This window comes from Aeromicrobium sp. Sec7.5, assembly GCF_036867135.1.
Classification (GTDB): domain Bacteria; phylum Actinomycetota; class Actinomycetes; order Propionibacteriales; family Nocardioidaceae; genus Aeromicrobium.
The window spans coordinates 341,070-357,970 of the sequence record NZ_JBAJIJ010000001.1 but is presented as its reverse complement, the minus strand read 5'-3'; the positions used below and the strand labels follow the sequence as shown (position 1 = coordinate 357,970).

Genomic DNA, 16,901 nt, shown 5'->3' with positions numbered 1-16,901 from the left:
CGGGATCGCGCCCTCCCCGGTATCTCGGTACGTTCGAGGGAGAGGGACGGCACGACGCACACCACCGAACGACGACACCGACGAACGGGGAGGCTCGACCATGACCGCACGCATCGGGATCGACGACGTCAGGCCACTGGCGGGCGACGGCACCCATCCGTCCAAGGCGGTGACCGGTGAGCACGTCCCGGTGGTCGCCACCGTCTGGCGCGAGGGCCACGACGCCGTCGCCGCCACGATCGCGTGGCGCGGTCCCGACGAGACGCACGACCGGTCCACGCGCATGAGCGAGATCGGCTCGGGCCTCGACCGCTTCGGCGCCACGATCGTCCCCGACACCGAGGGCCTGTGGACGTTCCGGGTCGACGCGTGGAGCGACCCGTGGGCCACCACGACCCACGCGATCGAGGTCAAGCTCGGCGCCGGCCAGGGGCCCGCCGAGCTGGCCAACGACCTCGAGCTGGCGGCCCGCCTCCTCGAGGCCGTCGCCGAGCACCGCGAGGGTCGGCCCGACCAGCCGGCGCTGCAGGGAGCCGCCGACGCCTTGCGCGACGCCGACCTGCCGCTGGGCGCCCGCGTGGGCCCCGCGCTCGGCGCCGAGGTCCGCGCCCTGATGCACGAGCACCCCGTGCGCGAGCTCGTCACGACGGGCCCGACCCGGCAGGTCTGGGTCGACCGTCAGCGGGCCGCCTACGGCTCCTGGTACGAGTTCTTCCCCCGGTCCACCGGCGGCGTCGACGCCGCGGGAACCCCGGTGCACGGCACGTTCGCCACCGCGGTCTCCGAGCTGGAGCGCGCCGCGGCGATGCAGTTCGACGTCGTGTACCTGCCGCCGATCCACCCGATCGGCGAGGTCAACCGCAAGGGGCCCAACAACACGCTCACGCCGGGCCCGACCGACCCGGGATCCCCGTGGGCGATCGGCTCCGCCGCGGGTGGCCACGACGGGATCCACCCCGAGCTCGGCACCGACGAGGACTTCCGGGCCTTCGTCGCGAACGCCGAGGAGCTCGGCCTCGAGGTCGCGCTCGACCTCGCACTGCAGGCGGCTCCCGACCATCCGTGGGTCACCGACCACCCCGAGCTGTTCACGACGCTGCCCGACGGCACGATCGCGTACGCGGAGAACCCGCCGAAGAAGTACCAGGACATCTACCCGATCAACTTCGACAACGACCCGGACTCGGCCCAGGCCGAGATGCTGCGCATCACGCTCCACTGGGTCGAGCGCGGCATCCGCATCTTCCGCGTCGACAACCCGCACACCAAGCCGCCGAGCTTCTGGGCGCGCCTCATCGCCGACGTCAAGGCCGACCATCCCGACGTGCTGTTCCTCGCCGAGGCGTTCACGCGCCCCGCGCGGCTGTGGGGCCTCGCCCGGCTCGGCTTCACCCAGAGCTACACGTACTTCACCTGGCGCACCACCAAGGAGGAGCTGACGGAGTTCGGCGAGGACCTGCGCGAGCATTGGCACGAGGGCCGCGGCAACCTCTTCGTGAACACCCCCGACATCCTTCCCGAGCACCTGCAGGTCGGCGGCCCGGGCATGTTCGCGCTGCGCGCCGCGCTCGCCGCGACCCTCGCCCCGACGTGGGGCGTCTACGCGGGCTACGAGCTCTTCGAGCACGAGGCCGTCCGGCCCGGCAGCGAGGAGTACCTCGACTCCGAGAAGTACGAGCTGCGTCCCCGGGACTTCGCGGGTGCGCTGGCCGAGGGCCGCTCGCTCGAGCCGTGGCTCACGCGACTCAACGAGATCCGCCGGGCGCACCCGGCGCTGCAGCAGATGCGGACGCTCCAGTTCCACGACGTCGACCACGACGCACTGATCGCCTACTCGAAGCAGGACCCCGCCACGGGAAACACCGTCGTCACGGTCGTCTCGCTCGACCCGCACGAGACCCGCGAGGGCACCCTGTCGCTCGATCTGGCCGCCCTCGGGTTCGCACCCGACGAGCCGCTCACCGCCCACGACGAGGTCACCGGCGAGACCTACACGTGGGGACCCCAGAACTATGTCCGGCTCGATCCGACGCGCGCCTGTGCGCACGTCGTCAGCCTGAGCCGACGACCCACCCCTGACATCGAGGAGCCCCCTGCATGAGCCTGGACCAGTCCGACCAGCACGACCTGGACACCGCTCCTGACGCCGCGCTCGAGGGGCTCGAGGACATCCCGCACACGGGTGAGGCGGTCGAGGCCGACGGCACGTTCGTCGAGCCGCAGGCCGACGACTTCGCCCACGCCGAGCAGGCACCGAGCGACCCCGAGTGGTTCAAGCGCGCAGTGTTCTACGAGGTCCTCGTGCGGGCGTTCGCCGACTCCGACGGCGACGGCACGGGCGACCTGCGCGGCCTGGCCGACAAGCTCGACTACCTCGAGTGGCTCGGCGTCGACTGCCTCTGGCTCCCGCCGTTCTACGCGAGCCCCCTGCGCGACGGCGGCTACGACATCAGCGACTTCCGCGCCGTGCTGCCCGAGTTCGGCACGGTCGACGACTTCGTGCACCTGCTCGAGCAGGCGCACAGCCGGGGCATCCGCGTCATCACCGACCTCGTGCTCAACCACACGTCCGACGCGCACCCGTGGTTCCAGGCCTCACGCCAGGATCCTGACGGCCCGTACGGCGACTTCTACGTGTGGTCCGACGACGACTCCGCCTACAGCGACGCGCGCATCATCTTCGTCGACACCGAGTCGTCGAACTGGACGTACGACCCCGTGCGCGGGCAGTTCTTCTGGCACCGGTTCTTCAGCCACCAGCCCGACCTGAACTTCGAGAACCCCGCCGTGCGCGAGGCGATGCTCGACATCCTGCGCTTCTGGCTCGACATCGGCATCGACGGCTTCCGGCTCGACGCCGTGCCGTACCTGTTCGAGGAGGAGGGCACGAACTGCGAGAACCTCCCCCGCACCCACGAGTACCTGCGCGAGGTGCGCGCCACGATCGACCGCGAGTTCCCCGGCCGCGTGCTGCTGGCCGAGGCGAACCAGTGGCCGGCCGACGTCGTGGAGTACTTCGGCAATCCCGACGTCGGCGGCGACGAGTGCCACATGGCGTTCCACTTCCCGCTCATGCCGCGCATCTTCATGGCCGTGCGGCGCGAGTCGCGCTTCCCGATCTCGGAGATCCTGGCGCAGACCCCGCCGATCCCCGACGGCACGCAGTGGGGCATCTTCCTGCGCAACCACGACGAGCTGACCCTCGAGATGGTCACCGACGACGAGCGCGACTACATGTACCGCGAGTACGCCAAGGACCCGCGGATGAAGGCCAACATCGGCATCCGCCGCCGCCTCGCGCCGCTGCTCGAGAACGACCGGAACCAGCTCGAGCTCTTCACCGCGATGCTGCTCAGCCTGCCCGGCTCGCCGGTGCTCTACTACGGCGACGAGATCGGCATGGGCGACAACATCTGGCTGGGCGACCGCGACGCGGTGCGCACGCCGATGCAGTGGTCGCCCGACCGCAACGCGGGCTTCTCGCGCTCCGACCCGGGCCGCGTGTACCTTCCGCCGATCATGGACGCCACGTACGGCTACGAGGCCATCAACGTCGAGTCCCAGCAGGGCAGCGCCGCGTCGCTGCTGAACTGGACCCGCCGGATGATCGCGGTGCGCAAGGAGCACCCGGCGTTCGCCGAGGGCGAGTTCATCGACCTGGGCGGCTCCAACCCGAGCGTCCTGGCGTACGAGCGCCGCATGGTGGGTGAGGACGGCGAGGTCGACGTCGTGCTGTGCGTCAACAACCTGTCGCGCTTCCCGCAACCGGTCGAGCTGAACCTGGCCGACCACGAGGGTCGCACCCCGGTCGAGCTGACCGGTCGCGTGCGCTTCCCCCGCGTCGGTGAGCTGCCGTACCTGCTGACGCTGCCGGGCCACGGCTTCTACTGGTTCGAGCTGACCGACACCGAGGACGACGGCGAGCGGAGGAGCATGTCATGAGCGAGCATTCCACCCCCGGATCCCCCATGGTCGGATCACACCGGGCGGAGCCGGCCGAGGACCCCACCGACCTCGTCACCCAGATCGCTGCGGCCCTGCCCGCGTGGCTGCCGACCCAGCGCTGGTTCGGCGGCAAGGACCGTGAGATCACCGCGGTCCGCCCCCTCGCGGCGACCGAGATCCCTGCCGGTGACGACGCCCTGCTGCTGCACCTCGTGGTCGAGGTCGAGCAGGGCGACCGCTCCGAGCCCTACCAGCTGCTGATCGGCCATCGCGACGACCAGGTCCCCGACGTCCCGGCGTCCGCGTCGATCCCGCTCGCCGATGGACCAGCCGTCTACGAGGCCTCGGGCGACGCCGACCTGACGTGCCACCTGCTCGACCTGATCGCCGCCCACGCCACGGTCGACGGCGTGGAGTTCGCGCCGGAGCCCGGCGCCGAGCTGGAGTCCGGCTTGCGGGGCCACCCCATCAGCACCGAGCAGAGCAACACGTCGATCGTGTACGGCGGCCAGTACATCCTGAAGCTGTTCCGCAAGCTGACCCCCGGCACCAACAAGGACTTGGTGCTGCACCGGGCCCTGCGCGAGGTCGCGTCGGACCACATCGCCGACCCGCTCGGCTCGATCTCGGGCGAGCTGGCCGGCGAAGCAGTCACGTTCGGCATGCTGCAGCGCTTCATGCCCGACGCCGCCGACGGCTGGGTCATGGCCACCACGAGCGTGCGCGACTTCATGGCCGACACCTCCGGGCTGCCGCCCGGTGAGCTCGGCGGCGACTTCTCCGGCGAGGCCTACCGCCTCGGCAAGGCCGTGGCGGACGTCCACGCCGACCTGGCCCAGGCGCTCGGCACCCGCGACGCCGACACCGCCGAGCTCGCCGACACCGTCGACGCGATGCTCGAGCGCCTCGAGCGGGTCGTGGGCGAGGTGCCGGAGCTCGCCGACCATGCCGACCCTTTGGTCGAGGCGTTCCGCGCCGTCGCCGACGTCCCCCCGCCCGTCACGGTGCAGTCGGTGCACGGCGACCTCCACCTGGGCCAGGTCCTCCGCACGCTGCAGGGCTGGCTGCTCCTCGACTTCGAGGGCGAGCCGGCCGCGAGCGTCGTGGAGCGCGCCTCGCTCCGGTCGCCCCTGCGCGACGTCGCCGGGATGCTGCGCTCGTTCGACTACGCCGCGCAGCAGCTGCTGGTCGGCCAGCCCGACGAGGAGGGCCAGGCCGACCGCGCCGCGGCCTGGGCCGAGCACAACCGCGCGGCCTTCTGTGACGGCTACGCCAAGGAGTCCGGGCACGACCCCCGCGACCAGGACGTCCTGCTCCGGGCGTTCGAGCTCGACAAGGCGGTCTACGAGGTCGCCTACGAGCACGCGAACCGGCCCGACTGGCTGCTCGTGCCGATGGCCTCCATCCGACGACTCACGACCGAGGGGAGCTGATCACCGTGGCCGAGGCGACACCCGGACCGATCGATGAGGCACTGATCGGCGAGCTCGACCTGCACCTGTTTGCCGAAGGTCGCCACGAGCGACTGTGGGAGGTGCTCGGCGCGCACGTCCGCGATCTCGACGGCACTACCGGCACCGCGTTCACGGTGTGGGCGCCGCGCGCCCAGGCCGTGCAGGTCGTCGGCAACTTCAACGGCTGGGACGGTGGCGGCCACTCGCTCCAGCCGCTCGGCGGACCCGGCGTCTGGGGCACGTTCGTGCCCGGCATCGGCGCCGGAGAGGCGTACAAGTTCCGCATCCAGGGCGCCGACGGCTCGTGGCACGAGAAGGCCGATCCCCTGGCCTTCGGCACCGAGCTGCCGCCGGCGACCGCCTCGATCGTGGTCGACCCGGCCCACTCCTGGGGCGACGAGGCCTGGGTCAAGCGCCGTGACGCGACCGCCTGGGTCGATGCGCCGATGAGCATCTACGAGGTGCACCTCGGCTCGTGGCGTCAGGGGCTCGGCTACCGCGAGCTCGCCGACGCCCTGGCTGACCACCTCGAGGCCACGGGCTTCACGCACGTCGAGCTGATGCCCGTCGCCGAGCACCCCTTCGGTGGTTCCTGGGGCTACCAGGTCACGTCGTACTACGCCCCGACCTCGCGCTTCGGCAGCCCCGACGACTTCCGCTGGTTCGTCGACCGCCTCCACCAGCGCGGGTTCGGCGTCATCGTCGACTGGGTGCCGGCCCACTTCCCGAAGGACGAGTGGGCCCTGGCCCGCTTCGACGGGTCCGCGCTCTACGAGCACCCGGACCCCCGCCGCGGCGAGCAGCCCGACTGGGGCACGTACGTGTTCGACTTCGGCCACCCGCAGGTGCGCAACTTCTTGGTGGCCAACGCCCTGTACTGGCTCGAGGAGTTCCACCTCGACGGCCTGCGCGTCGACGCGGTCGCCTCGATGCTCTACCTCGACTACTCGCGAAACGACGGCGAGTGGGAGCCGAACCGGCACGGCGGACGCGAGAACCTCGAGGCGGTGCAGCTGCTGCAGGAGCTCAACGCGACGGTCGGCAAGCACCACCCCGGGGTGGTCATGGTGGCCGAGGAGTCGACGGCTTGGCCGGGCGTCAGCCGGCCCACCGACGGCGGCGGCCTGGGCTTCGGCTTCAAGTGGAACATGGGGTGGATGCACGACACGCTGACCTACCTCGGCAACGATCCCGTGCACCGCTCGTTCCACCACGGCGAGATGACCTTCGCGATCGACTACGCGTTCACGGAGAACTTCGTGCTGCCGCTCTCGCACGACGAGGTCGTGCACGGCAAGGGATCGCTGTGGGGACGCATGCCCGGCGACGACTGGAACAAGGCCGCGGGCGTGCGCGCCCTGCTCGCGTTCATGTGGGCGCACCCGGGCAAGAAGATGCTCTTCATGGGCGGCGAGTTCGCGCAGGAGGGCGAGTGGGCCGAGTCCCGCTCGCTCGACTGGGCCCAGGCCGAGGAGCCGTTGCACGGCGGGGTGCAGGCGCTCGTGTCGGACCTCAACGCGATCTACCGCGAGGCGCCCGCCCTCTACTCGGCCGACGTCGTGCCGGAGGGCTTCGCCTGGATCGACGCCTCCGACACCCAGGGCAACGTCGTCGCCTTCCTGCGCATCGGCCGCGACGGCTCGCGCCTGGCGTGCCTGGCCAACTTCTCGGGCAGCCCGCACCATGACTACCGCGTCGGTCTGCCGCTCGCGGGTCCGTGGCGCGAGGTGCTCAACACCGACGCCGGGCTCTACGGCGGCTCCGGGGTGGGCAACATGGGTCTGGTGGAGGCCGAGGGCACCCCGTGGCACGGTCAGCCGGCCTCGGCCCTGGTGCAGCTCCCGCCGTCCGGCGTGCTGTGGCTCGTGCCCGACGACGTCGACCCCGCGGCCGGCAAGCGCCGCGCCGTCTGACCCCGGTGGGGCGGTGAGTGTTCCACCGCATGACGGCGGCCCCCGGCGGGGGCGGTGAGTGTTCCACCGCCCGAACGCTGGGGCGGTGGAACACTCACCGCCCGCCCAGGCAGGCAGCTTCCCACGGTGGAAGGCTCACCGCCCCGGCCCGAGGCGCCACGTGCCGGTGGCGGCTAGCCTCGGCGCATGACCTCCCACGCCCTGCTGATCGGTGCCGGTGACCTCGGGTCCGACGTCGGGATCCGGCTCGCCGCGCTCGGGCACGAGGTCACCGCCGTGCGCCGCCGCGGTGACCTCGTGGCGTCACCGATGCACGGCATCTCCGCCGATCTCACCGTGACGGGCCCTGACCTGACCGGGCTCGACGTCGACCTGCTGGTGGTCGCGCTCACGGCCCGGCCGCGCACCGAGGAGTCGTACCGCGCGACGTACGTCGACGGGTTGATCCGGGCACTCGACGCCCTCACGGCCGCCGGTCAGACGCCACGACGCGCGGTGCTGGTCTCCTCGACCGGCGTCTACGGCGACGCCGCCCCGGATCCCGTGCTCGACGAGGCGTCGCCCGCCGAGCCCGCCGACGCCCCCGCCCGCGTGCTGCTCGAGGCCGAGCAGGCCTTCGCCGAACGCCTGCCCCACGGCACCGTGCTGCGCCTGTCCGGCCTGTACCGCGGTGAGACCGGGCGCCTGGTGACCCAGGTGCGCGAGGGCACGTTCGACGACCCCCACCGGTGGACCAACCGCATCCACCGCGATGACGCCGCGGCGGCGGTCGTGCACCTGCTCACCCGCGATGAGGCGCCCGAGGCGCTCTACGTGGGCACGGACGACGAGCCGTCGCTGCTCGGCGACGTCGCCGCCCACGTCGCGAACCAGCTGGGCCTGCCCGCCCCCGAGGCCGCTGCCCCCGCGCGCGGCCACGGCAAGCGGCTGTCGAACGCCCGGTTGCGTGCGAGCGGCTGGCGCCCGGCGTACCCCACCTACCGCGAGGGCTATGTCGTCTGACCGGCGTCGCCGGCCGGAGCGGGGCGTGCGTTCGAGTCACGCTGCACGACGATGGCCTCGGCGAGCGTCACGAGCTTGCGATTCTCGTGCTGCGAGATGCGCTTGAGGAACTCGAAGGCCGCATCGGAGTCGATGTCGAACTTCTGCATGAGGATGCCCTGGGCCTGCCCGATGATCGACCGCGACTCCAACGCCGTCCGGAGCCCCTCCAGCTCGTGAGCCGCGGCGAAGGCGGCCGTGGCGTGGGCTGCGAGCATCTCGGCGACCTCGGCGTCACGGTCGGTGAAGGCGTCGACGCGCTGGGCGTAGATGTTGAGCGACCCGTACCCGCGGTCGCGGGTCGCGAGGCGCACGCCCACAGCGCTGAGCACGCCGATCTCGGCCGCCGCAGGACCCCACTGGGGCCAGCGGGGATCGCGGCGGACGTCGTTGGTCACATAGGTGGCGCGACCCTCGATCGCGTCGAGGCACGGCCCCTCGTCGAAGTCGATCTGCAGCTGGTGCGCACGGTTGACCAGGTCGGACGTGGCGGCCGGGGTGGCGACGCGCGAGCGCGTGTGGATGCGCAGCACCCCGGCGTCGTCGGCGTCCAGGACGAGTCGCGCGTAGTGGCTCACCCGGTCGAGCACGGTCTCGGGATCGCGCTCCTGCTCGAGCTCCACCGCCATCGCGGCGAGCGTCCTGGCGACGTCCACGGCCTACCTCCTCGACATGATCTCCCGACTCTACGCTGACCCTCGCCCGCGGCCGTCAGTCCGAGGTGACCGTGTCCTCGTTGCTGTAGTCGAGCTCGACCGTGATGCGCGTGCCTTGAGTGGCATCGAACGTCCAGCGGTCGGCCAGCTGGTCGATGATCGCCAGGCCCCGGCCGCGGAGGCTGTGGTCGGTGAACTCCATCGGGCGCAGCTCGCTCGCACTGCCGCCGTCGCAGACGCTCAGGCGCAGGTGGTCGTCGAGGATGCGCCAGGAGATCTCGATCGTGCCGCCGGGGCCCGGCTCACCGTGCTCGACGCCGTTGTTGACGAGCTCGGCCAGGACGACCTGCGCGTCGACGATCACGGCGTCGCGCAGACCAGACCGCGTGAGCTCGTCCAGCAGGTGACGGCGCGCCGCCCGCGGAGCCGCCGTGTCGAAGGGCAGGCGCAGCACGGTCCAGGGGTCGTCCGGGCCGCGACCCGACCCGCCCGCTGAACTCATGCCTCGAGGGTAGGCGGAGCCGAGACCTCGCGCTCCCTGAACGTCCACGTCGTCGGTCACAGTCGCGGGAGCGGCTCGCGCTCGATGCCGGGGAGGCGGCGGGTCTCGATGTACGCCTCGACGACGGCCGTCAGCTTGCGGTTGGCGGACTGCGAGGTGCGCTTCAGGACGTCGAACGCGCGATCGCGGTCGATGCCGTACTGGACCATCAGCATCCCGATCGCGACGCCGATCGTGGTGCGGGAGTCGACGGCGACCTCGAGCCCCGCCCGGGCGTGCGCCGCGGCGACCGCCGACGCGACGTGCGCGGCCCAGAGGTGCGTGACGATCTGGTCGCCGCCCGGAAGAGGGTGGGCGGTGCCGTACGAGAGGAGGGTGCCGTACGGGCGCCCCGCGACGTGGATCGGCAGGGCGCGCACCGCCTGGAACCCCTCGTCGGCCACCGCGGCGGAGCGCCACCGGTCCCACCGGGACTCGCGGGCAAGGTCGGAGGACTCCACGACCTGCATCTGCGCCGTGGCGTCGATCGCGGGGCCCTCGCCGAGCCGGAACTGCAGGCGGTCGAGCGACTCGAGCTCCGGCCGGCTGGCGGAGTACGCGTCGATCGCGCGGGTGTGGTTCGCCACCACGGCGAGGCTCACGGCGTCACAGCCCGGCAGCACCTCGAGCGTGCGGCGGACGATGTCGTCGATCGTGGCCTCGAGGCCCTGGTCGGTGCGAACGTCGCGGATGGCGTCGGTGACGCGCTGCGCTGCTTCGTGGGCAGCACGATCCATGGTTCCTCCGTCTCGGAAGGGATCTCGGCCGACTGCATGACCGTCAACGATGTTACCGAAAGTGGGTCCGCCCTTCAGGTCAGGATCCGCTGACCTGCCGGCACCGCACGGAGTCGATACCGTCGTCGGGACATGGACACCGACGTCGTGAGACCACCCCGCGCGGGTCGCGCCGCTGCGGCCTGCTGGATCGCGGCGGGCGTGGTCTACGTCGTGTCCGAGGCCGTCGCAGCCGCCGCGTTCCCGGGCTATTCGTACGCCACCAACTACATCAGCGACCTCGGGATCCCCCAGGTCGAGACGTCCGGCGGACGCGCGATCGACTCCCCCCTGCACCTGGTCATGAACACGGGCTTCGTGCTGAGCGGTGTGTTCTTCGTCGCGGCGGCCCTGCTGGCGGTCCCGGTCCTCGGCAGCGCCCACCGCCGGACCTTCCTGGCCCTCGCCGTGACCCACGGGATCGGCATCGTCCTCGTGGGCGTCGTCAACAGCGGCCAGGCCAACGTCGACAACGGCATCGGGGCGCTGCACGGCATCGGCGCCGCGATGGCGATCGTCGGGGGCAATCTCACCGTGATCGTGGCGGGGCTCGCGGCCCGCCGCTCCGCCGACCTGCGGCGGCTGGGGGCCGCCTTCATGGCCCTGGGCGTCGTCGGTCTCCTCGGCACGATCGCCCTGGTGCTCGACAGCGGATCGACCGCCGTCGACGTTCTCCCCGACGGCGTCTGGGAGCGGCTGGCCGTCTACACCGTCACGGCCTTCGAGCTCCTGGTCGGCACGACGACGCTCGTCCGGCTGCGTCGGCGCGGCACGACGACGGCCCCAGACGCCTGACCGCTGGCTCCCACCCGTGGGACGCTGGGCGTGACGTCGCGACGCACCAGTCGCACACGACGACAGGACGAGGCCATGGGCGAGATCGCAGCAGGTGGCGCCGAACCCGACGAGGCGGCACCCGTCGACCGTCGGACCCGCGGCATGGCCGACAAGATCGCCGAGCTGAAGCCGCGTCTGCGCGGCTGGGTGCACGCCGGCTTCCTGCCGTTCCTGCTCGCCGCGGCCGTGGTGCTCGTCGTGTTGTCCCCCACCGCCGCGACCCGGTGGGGATCCTCGATCTACGTCGTGAGCGCGATCCTGCTGTTCACGGTCTCGGCCACGTACCACCGCGGCACGTGGGAGATCCGTCTGTGGGCGTTCTGGCGGCGGTTCGACCACGCCAACATCTACGTCCTGATCGCCGGCACCTATACGCCGTTCGCGATCCTGTACCTCGACGGGGGTGCGCGCTGGTGGCTGCTGGGCACGGTGTGGGTGACCGCGGTGGTCAGCTCGGTGCTGCGCGTGCTGTGGATCGAGGCGCCACGGTGGGTGTTCACGGTCCTGTACATCGCGCTCGGCTGGCTCGCCCTGCCGTTCATCCCGGCGTTCATCGACGGCGCCGACCAGTTCCCCACGTGGGTCAACGTCGCGGCCCTGGCCCTGGTGGCCTCCGGCGGCGTGATCTACACGATCGGCGGCGTGGTCTACGCGTCGAAGCGCCCGAACCCGCTGCCCGAGACGTTCGGGTTCCACGAGATCTTCCACCTCTGCACGGTCCTGGCCTTCGTCGCGCAGTACGTGGCCGTGTCGGTCGTGACGTACTCCCTGCGGTAGGCGACCCGGTCGTCAGCCCAGCAGGGCGTCGACCTCGGCGGCGGCCCGCTCGCCGGCCTGCAGCGCGCCTTCGACGTAGCCCGACCACCGGTTGGCCGAGTCGGTGCCGGCCCAGTGCACCCGGCCATGGGGGCGTGCGAGTGCCGGCGCACCCGCGAGGTAGGCGCCCGGCCCGAACACCGTGACGGGGGCGCCCCGGCTCCACGGGTCCTCGCGCCACTGGTGGCTCACGACGCCGCGCCAGTGCTCCTCGGCTGCGGCCGGGCCGAGTGCCGCGACGAGGTCGGCGGCCACGGCGGCGTGGCGGGCCGGCTCGTCGAGCCGGGCGAGGTCGCGCGCCGGCTGACCGGTCACGAAGGCCGCCAGCAGCCCGACGTCGTCGGCGCCGAGGTCGACGACCATCTGCACGGTGTGGTCGAGGCCGAGCACGAGGCCGGAGAGCCCACGGTCGCGCCAGAACGGTCGATCGAAGGCGATCACGAACTTGCTGTAGGCGCCGAGCCCGGTCCCCGTGAGGTGGCGGTGGTCGAGCGGGAGCTCGGGGAACCAGCGAATGTCGCGGCGCTGCCGAGGAGCCGTGGCCACCACGACCGCCCGGCACGTGACCTCCTCGCCGCCGGCCGTGACGACGACCTGCTCGCCCCGCTGGTCGACCGACTCCACCGGATGACCGGTGCGGACGAGGTGGCGGACCGGTTCGGCCAGACCGTCGACGACGGCGCCCATCCCCTCCACCAGGTGGTCCTGCTGGGCCCCGCCCTTGAAGCTCACGAGTCGGGCCAGGCTCGTGGACCCGCGCCGGAGCGCCATGACCCCGAGCTCGGACATCTCGGCCGGTTCTGCGCCCGCGACCGTGCGGGTCATGATGCTCAGCAGCCCGCGCGTGTCCCGGTGGCGCAGCGGCCGGCTGGCGAGGGTGTTCACGTCGGACTCGGCCAGGTCGTCACCGACCCACGGCTGGTCCCGGTCGAGGCGGCGGGCCGCCCGTTCGAGGCGAATACCGAGGCGGAGCATCTCGAGGTTCGCGCGCAGCGGCACGGGCGGGATCTGCGAGCTGCGGGTCGTGCGCCGGCCCCGTGACGTCAGCGCGACCGCCCGTCCCTTCAGACGTTGGGGCTCGACCGTCAGGCCCAGCCGCCCGGCGAGGGCGTACATCCGGTCCTGGCCGGGGCCGATCCAGTGGGCACCGAGGTCGACGGGATGGCCGGCCAGCGGCACGGTCCAGATCTTGCCGCCGATGCGGTCGCGCGCCTCGAGCACCGCGACGGACCGGCCGCGCGCCGTCAGGTCGGCTGCCGCTGCCAGCCCGCTCGCGCCCGCGCCGACGACCACGACGTCCACCTGCTCTGCCATGTCCTGCCTCTCCGTGGGTGTGCCGAGTCTGCCCCGCGCCCACCCCACTGCGCCAGGCACCGGAAGCGACCCTCGACGCCGTTCAGCGGCTGACGAGCTCCTCGCGGAAGGTCGCGTACGTGCTCCGCAGCCCGGGCCCGGGCCAGTCCGACGGCAGCAGCTCCTCCGGGAGCAGCGGGTCGGCGACCAGGTGGCGCACGACGGCCGCCGCGATCGCGATGCGGTCGGCCAGGTGCTCGGCCGCGGCCAGCGAGGCCGTGAGCTCGTGCGCACTCCCGGCCCAGCCCTCGAGGTCGAACAGCATCGGTACGAGCTCGGCTGCGGGGCGCTCGGGGCGCACGGCCATGACCTCCACGCTCGCGGCCACCGCGGGGTCGGGTGCACCGTCGAGATTGTCCGGTCGCATCCAGAAGCCCTCACGCAGCTCGCCGAACCGCGCGGCACCCAGGCGCTGACGCAGGTCGGCACGGGCGCCGGCGCTCGCCCCGACGACGGTGATCGCGGCGGCGCGCCACTCACCGCTCCACGGCAGCGTGCGCTGCTCGATCGCCGCGTCCTGGCGCTCCTGCCGTCGCAGCAGCCGCGGGCTCAGGCGGTAGACGGAGTCGGTGCGGTCGAGGTCGCCCGCCGCGGCCATGCGGGTCAGGGCGACGCGGACGGCCGGCTCGGTCACGCCGAGCGCGCGGCCCCAGCCGACGATGCTGCTGCCGGGCGCCTCCGGCGGGTGGGCGCCGAGCAGGAGGCTCAGGATCGCCGAACGGGCGGTCAGCGGCCGCACCGCCTGCGGTGTCGTCGTCACGGCTCGGGCGTGCCCTGCGGCGCGCTGGACGGCGCGCTGGACGGCGTGCTGGACGGCGTGCTGGACGGTCTGGGCTTCGCGTCGCCGAACGGCTCGTCACGCTCGCGCACCGCCTCGCGGAAGCCCACCGTCGCGGCACGCTGCTGGAACGCGTAGCCCTCGCGGGTGTGCCGGGAGACGCCGTCGAACACGGTGCTGACCATGCCGGAGTTCGCGACGCCCTGCGCCAGGAGTGCGCTGTTGAGGGCGAGCTTGACCATGACCAGCTGGTTGACCGGCATCTGGGCGATGCGACCCACGAGGTCCTCGGTGGCCGCGTCGAGCTCGTCGGGCGGCACCGACTCGACCGCCAGCCCCCACTCGGCCGCCTGCCGGCCGGTGAGGCTGTCGCCGGTGAGCAGCAGCCGCTTGGCGCGGGCGTCGCCGATGCGGTGCGCCCACATGCCAGCGGCGGGCACGCCCCAGACCCGGGTGGGCGGGTAGCCGATGCGGGCGTCGTCGGCGCAGATGATCTGGTCGGCGAACAGCGCGATGTCGCTGCCCCCCGCCACCGCGAACCCGTGGATCTTCACGACGGTGGGCTTGTCGGCGTGCAGCAGCGCCGAGAACCCGCGGTTGAAGCGGCTCATCATGGCGTAGTCGACCATGGGGTCCCACGTGCCCTCGGGATCGTGGTTGCGGGCCTGGACCTCGGGGTCCAGCACCGTCCCCTCCGCACCCTCCGCACCGGGCGGGGTCGCGGCGCTCTCGGCGAAGATCGACAGGTCGTAGCCCCCGCAGAACCCCTTGCCGCGCCCGCTGACGAGGATCACGTGGACCCGCGGATCCAGGTCGGCCCGCTCCACCGCGTGGGCGAGGTCGTGGGGCGTGTCGTTCGTGATCGCATTGCCCTGGGCCGGGCGGTTGAAGGTCAGCCGAGCGACGCGACCCGTGACCTCGTAGGTCAGCGTCGGGTAGTCGGCCCGGTCGACCGGGGTCGGACGGCCCGCGTAGAGCGGGTCACCACCCCCGTGGCCGTCGCGCCAGGCGGCCGGCGTCTCGCCGGCGCTCACGAGCCGACCTTGGGTGCGGCGCGCTCGATGATGGCGGCGGTGTCGACCCCGGTCGGCAGCGTGCCGAAGACGGTGCCCCACTGGCCACCGAGGCGACTGCGCGTGAAGGCGTCGGCCACGGCCGGGTGGCCGTGGCGGACGAGCAGCGCGCCCTGCAGCGCCAGCGCCATGTCGCCCACGACGGTGCGGGCGCGGTGCTGGATCGTCTCCACGTCGGTGAAGGTGTCCTTGAGTCGCACGACCGCGGCGTCGAGGAGCGCGTCGGCACCGGCCGCGGCGTCGAGCTCGTCGAAGAACGCCTGCAGCGTCTCGGGCTGACGGGTCATGGCTCGCAACGTGTCGAGCGCGGCCACGTTGCCCGAGCCCTCCCACACCGACATCAGCGGAGCCTCGCGGTAGAGCCGCGGCATGCGCGACTCCTCGACGTAGCCATTGCCTCCCAGGCACTCCAGGGCCTCGGCGGCGTGCAGCGGGCCGCGCTTGCAGACGTAGTACTTGCTGACCGCGAGGCTGATCCGGCGCAGTGCGTCGGCGCCCTCGACCCCGGCGGCCGCGCGGTCGGTCAGGGCCGCGAGCCAGAGGGCGACCGTGGTGGACGCCTCGGACTCGACCGCGAGATCGGCCAGGACGTTGCGCATGAGCGGCTGGTCGACGAGCGCGGCGCCGAACGCCGAGCGGTGCGTCGCGTGGTGCACGGCCTGCTGCACGCCCACCCGCATGCCGGTGGCCGAGCCGAGGGTGCAGTCGAGGCGGGTCATGTTGACCATCTCGATGATGGTCGGCACGCCGCGCCCCTCGTCGCCCACGAGCCAGGCGGTGGCCTCGTCGTACTCGACCTCACCGCTGGCGTTGGAGTGGTTGCCGAGCTTGTCCTTGAGCCGCTGGATCGCCATGGAGTTGCGGGTGCCGTCGGGCAGGATGCGCGGCAGGAAGAAGCACGAGAGGCCACCGGGTGCCTGCGCGAGCACCAGCAGCACGTCCGACATCGGCGCCGACGTGAACCACTTGTGGCCCGTCAGCCGGTAGGAGCCGTCGGCCTGCGGCACGGCCTCGGTGCGGTTGGCCCGCACGTCCGATCCGCCCTGCTTCTCGGTCATCGACATGCCGGCGATGAGCCCGCGCTTGCCGAGCGGGGCCTCCAGCGAGGGGTCGTACTCGAGCGAGCAGAGCAGGGGCTCGTACTGTGCCGCGATCTCGGCGTTCGCCCGGAGCGCGGGGATCACGGCGTAGGTCATGGAGATCGGGCAGCCGTGCCCGGCGTCCGTGATGCCCCAGACCGAGGACCGCGCCGCCCGCACCAGGTGGGGCATGGGCTGCGGGTCGCGCCAGACCGAGCCGGCCAGACCGAGGGACACCGCCGTGTCCATGAGCTGGTGGTAGCTGGGGTCGTACACGACCTCGTCGATGCGGTGGCCGTAGCGGTCGTGCGTGTGGAGCACCGGCGGATGGGCCTCGGCGAGGTCGCCCCAGCCGAGCGCCTCGGCGCTGCCGGCGAGACGGCCCACCTCGTGGAGGCCCTCGACCGCGTGGGCCGCGCCCTCACGGTGCAGCGCCTCGAGGATCGGCGCGTGGTCGGCCGCGTCGAAGTCGACGAGGGGTGGGACCTGGTTCGTCACGGTGTGGGTCGCGCGCACGATGCCTCCTGCCGGCGGACCGGTTCCGCCCTCGTCGCAGTATTACACGCTGGCGACGATTGTGACCAGAGTGTTAGATCGACCGCCCCTCACCCGGACGGAGACGGCGGTGCGGGAAGCGCC

Annotated in this window: 13 protein-coding genes and 1 pseudogene; 7 read left to right on the top strand and 7 right to left on the bottom strand. The window is 72.4% G+C overall.

Translation table 11 applies throughout. The features are described from left to right. The first annotated feature begins 100 nt into the window (after nucleotides 1-100). From V6S66_RS01800 to V6S66_RS01780, 5 genes and pseudogenes are all read left to right on the top strand, one after another. Complete coding sequence (locus V6S66_RS01800) at nucleotides 101-2,101, top strand: maltotransferase domain-containing protein (protein ID WP_334205069.1); 2,001 nt, start codon at nucleotides 101-103, stop codon at nucleotides 2,099-2,101. Next, nucleotides 2,098-3,942 carry a maltose alpha-D-glucosyltransferase gene (treS, locus tag V6S66_RS01795; RefSeq protein ID WP_334205068.1) on the top strand — a complete coding sequence of 615 codons (1,845 nt, stop codon included), beginning with the start codon at nucleotides 2,098-2,100 and terminating at the stop codon, nucleotides 3,940-3,942. The genes V6S66_RS01800 and treS overlap by 4 nt, the downstream gene beginning before the upstream one ends. Further along, a complete protein-coding gene (locus tag V6S66_RS01790; RefSeq protein ID WP_334205067.1) occupies nucleotides 3,939-5,378 on the top strand; it encodes a maltokinase N-terminal cap-like domain-containing protein in 1,440 nt (479 codons plus the stop codon). Before treS ends, V6S66_RS01790 begins: the two co-directional genes overlap by 4 nt. A gap of 29 nt (nucleotides 5,379-5,407) precedes the next feature. Continuing rightward, a pseudogene (glgB, locus tag V6S66_RS01785) lies at nucleotides 5,408-7,370 on the top strand (1,4-alpha-glucan branching protein GlgB). A gap of 128 nt (nucleotides 7,371-7,498) precedes the next feature. Further along, nucleotides 7,499-8,314, top strand: coding sequence for an NAD-dependent epimerase/dehydratase family protein (locus V6S66_RS01780; RefSeq protein WP_334205065.1), 816 nt, complete (start codon nucleotides 7,499-7,501; stop codon nucleotides 8,312-8,314). On the opposite strand, the gene V6S66_RS01775 is transcribed toward V6S66_RS01780, so the two are convergent. The 3 genes from V6S66_RS01775 to V6S66_RS01765 are packed head-to-tail and all read right to left on the bottom strand — an operon-like array spanning nucleotide 8,302 to nucleotide 10,287. Further along, the gene (locus tag V6S66_RS01775; protein WP_334205064.1) at nucleotides 8,302-9,009 is read right to left on the bottom strand and encodes a GAF and ANTAR domain-containing protein; all 708 of its coding nucleotides are present in this window, start codon (nucleotides 9,007-9,009) and stop codon (nucleotides 8,302-8,304) included. The genes V6S66_RS01780 and V6S66_RS01775 overlap by 13 nt on opposite strands. Before the next feature lie 55 nt (nucleotides 9,010-9,064). Continuing rightward, nucleotides 9,065-9,511, bottom strand: a complete 447-nt coding sequence (locus V6S66_RS01770; RefSeq protein ID WP_334205063.1) for an ATP-binding protein — start codon at nucleotides 9,509-9,511, stop codon at nucleotides 9,065-9,067. Nucleotides 9,512-9,567: 56 nt separating this feature from the next. Further along, on the bottom strand, nucleotides 9,568-10,287 hold the full coding sequence (locus tag V6S66_RS01765) for a GAF and ANTAR domain-containing protein (RefSeq protein WP_334205062.1): 720 nt from the start codon (nucleotides 10,285-10,287) through the stop codon (nucleotides 9,568-9,570). 132 nt (nucleotides 10,288-10,419) lie between these two features. Here V6S66_RS01765 and V6S66_RS01760 point away from each other — a divergent pair, with 132 nt between their 5' ends. Both V6S66_RS01760 and trhA read left to right on the top strand, forming a co-directional pair. Next, nucleotides 10,420-11,121 carry a DUF998 domain-containing protein gene (locus V6S66_RS01760; protein ID WP_334205061.1) on the top strand — a complete coding sequence of 234 codons (702 nt, stop codon included), beginning with the start codon at nucleotides 10,420-10,422 and terminating at the stop codon, nucleotides 11,119-11,121. Between the two features lie 75 nt (nucleotides 11,122-11,196). Beyond that, the gene (gene trhA, locus V6S66_RS01755) at nucleotides 11,197-11,940 is read left to right on the top strand and encodes a PAQR family membrane homeostasis protein TrhA (RefSeq protein ID WP_334205060.1); all 744 of its coding nucleotides are present in this window, start codon (nucleotides 11,197-11,199) and stop codon (nucleotides 11,938-11,940) included. 12 nt (nucleotides 11,941-11,952) lie between these two features. On the opposite strand, the gene V6S66_RS01750 is transcribed toward trhA, so the two are convergent. The 4 genes from V6S66_RS01750 to V6S66_RS01735 all read right to left on the bottom strand — a co-directional run bounded on the left by V6S66_RS01750 (nucleotide 11,953) and on the right by V6S66_RS01735 (nucleotide 16,778). After that, the gene (locus V6S66_RS01750) at nucleotides 11,953-13,293 is read right to left on the bottom strand and encodes a flavin monoamine oxidase family protein (RefSeq protein ID WP_334205059.1); all 1,341 of its coding nucleotides are present in this window, start codon (nucleotides 13,291-13,293) and stop codon (nucleotides 11,953-11,955) included. A gap of 82 nt (nucleotides 13,294-13,375) precedes the next feature. Beyond that, nucleotides 13,376-14,092 (bottom strand): PaaX family transcriptional regulator C-terminal domain-containing protein, encoded by a 717-nt coding sequence (locus V6S66_RS01745; protein WP_334205058.1) that lies wholly within the window; start codon nucleotides 14,090-14,092, stop codon nucleotides 13,376-13,378. Beyond that, entirely contained in the window at nucleotides 14,089-15,144 is a 1,056-nt protein-coding gene (locus tag V6S66_RS01740) for a crotonase/enoyl-CoA hydratase family protein (protein ID WP_334205057.1), read from the bottom strand. Before V6S66_RS01740 ends, V6S66_RS01745 begins: the two co-directional genes overlap by 4 nt. Further along, nucleotides 15,141-16,778, bottom strand: coding sequence for an acyl-CoA dehydrogenase family protein (locus tag V6S66_RS01735; protein ID WP_334205056.1), 1,638 nt, complete (start codon nucleotides 16,776-16,778; stop codon nucleotides 15,141-15,143). Before V6S66_RS01735 ends, V6S66_RS01740 begins: the two co-directional genes overlap by 4 nt. Nucleotides 16,779-16,901 lie beyond the last annotated feature (123 nt).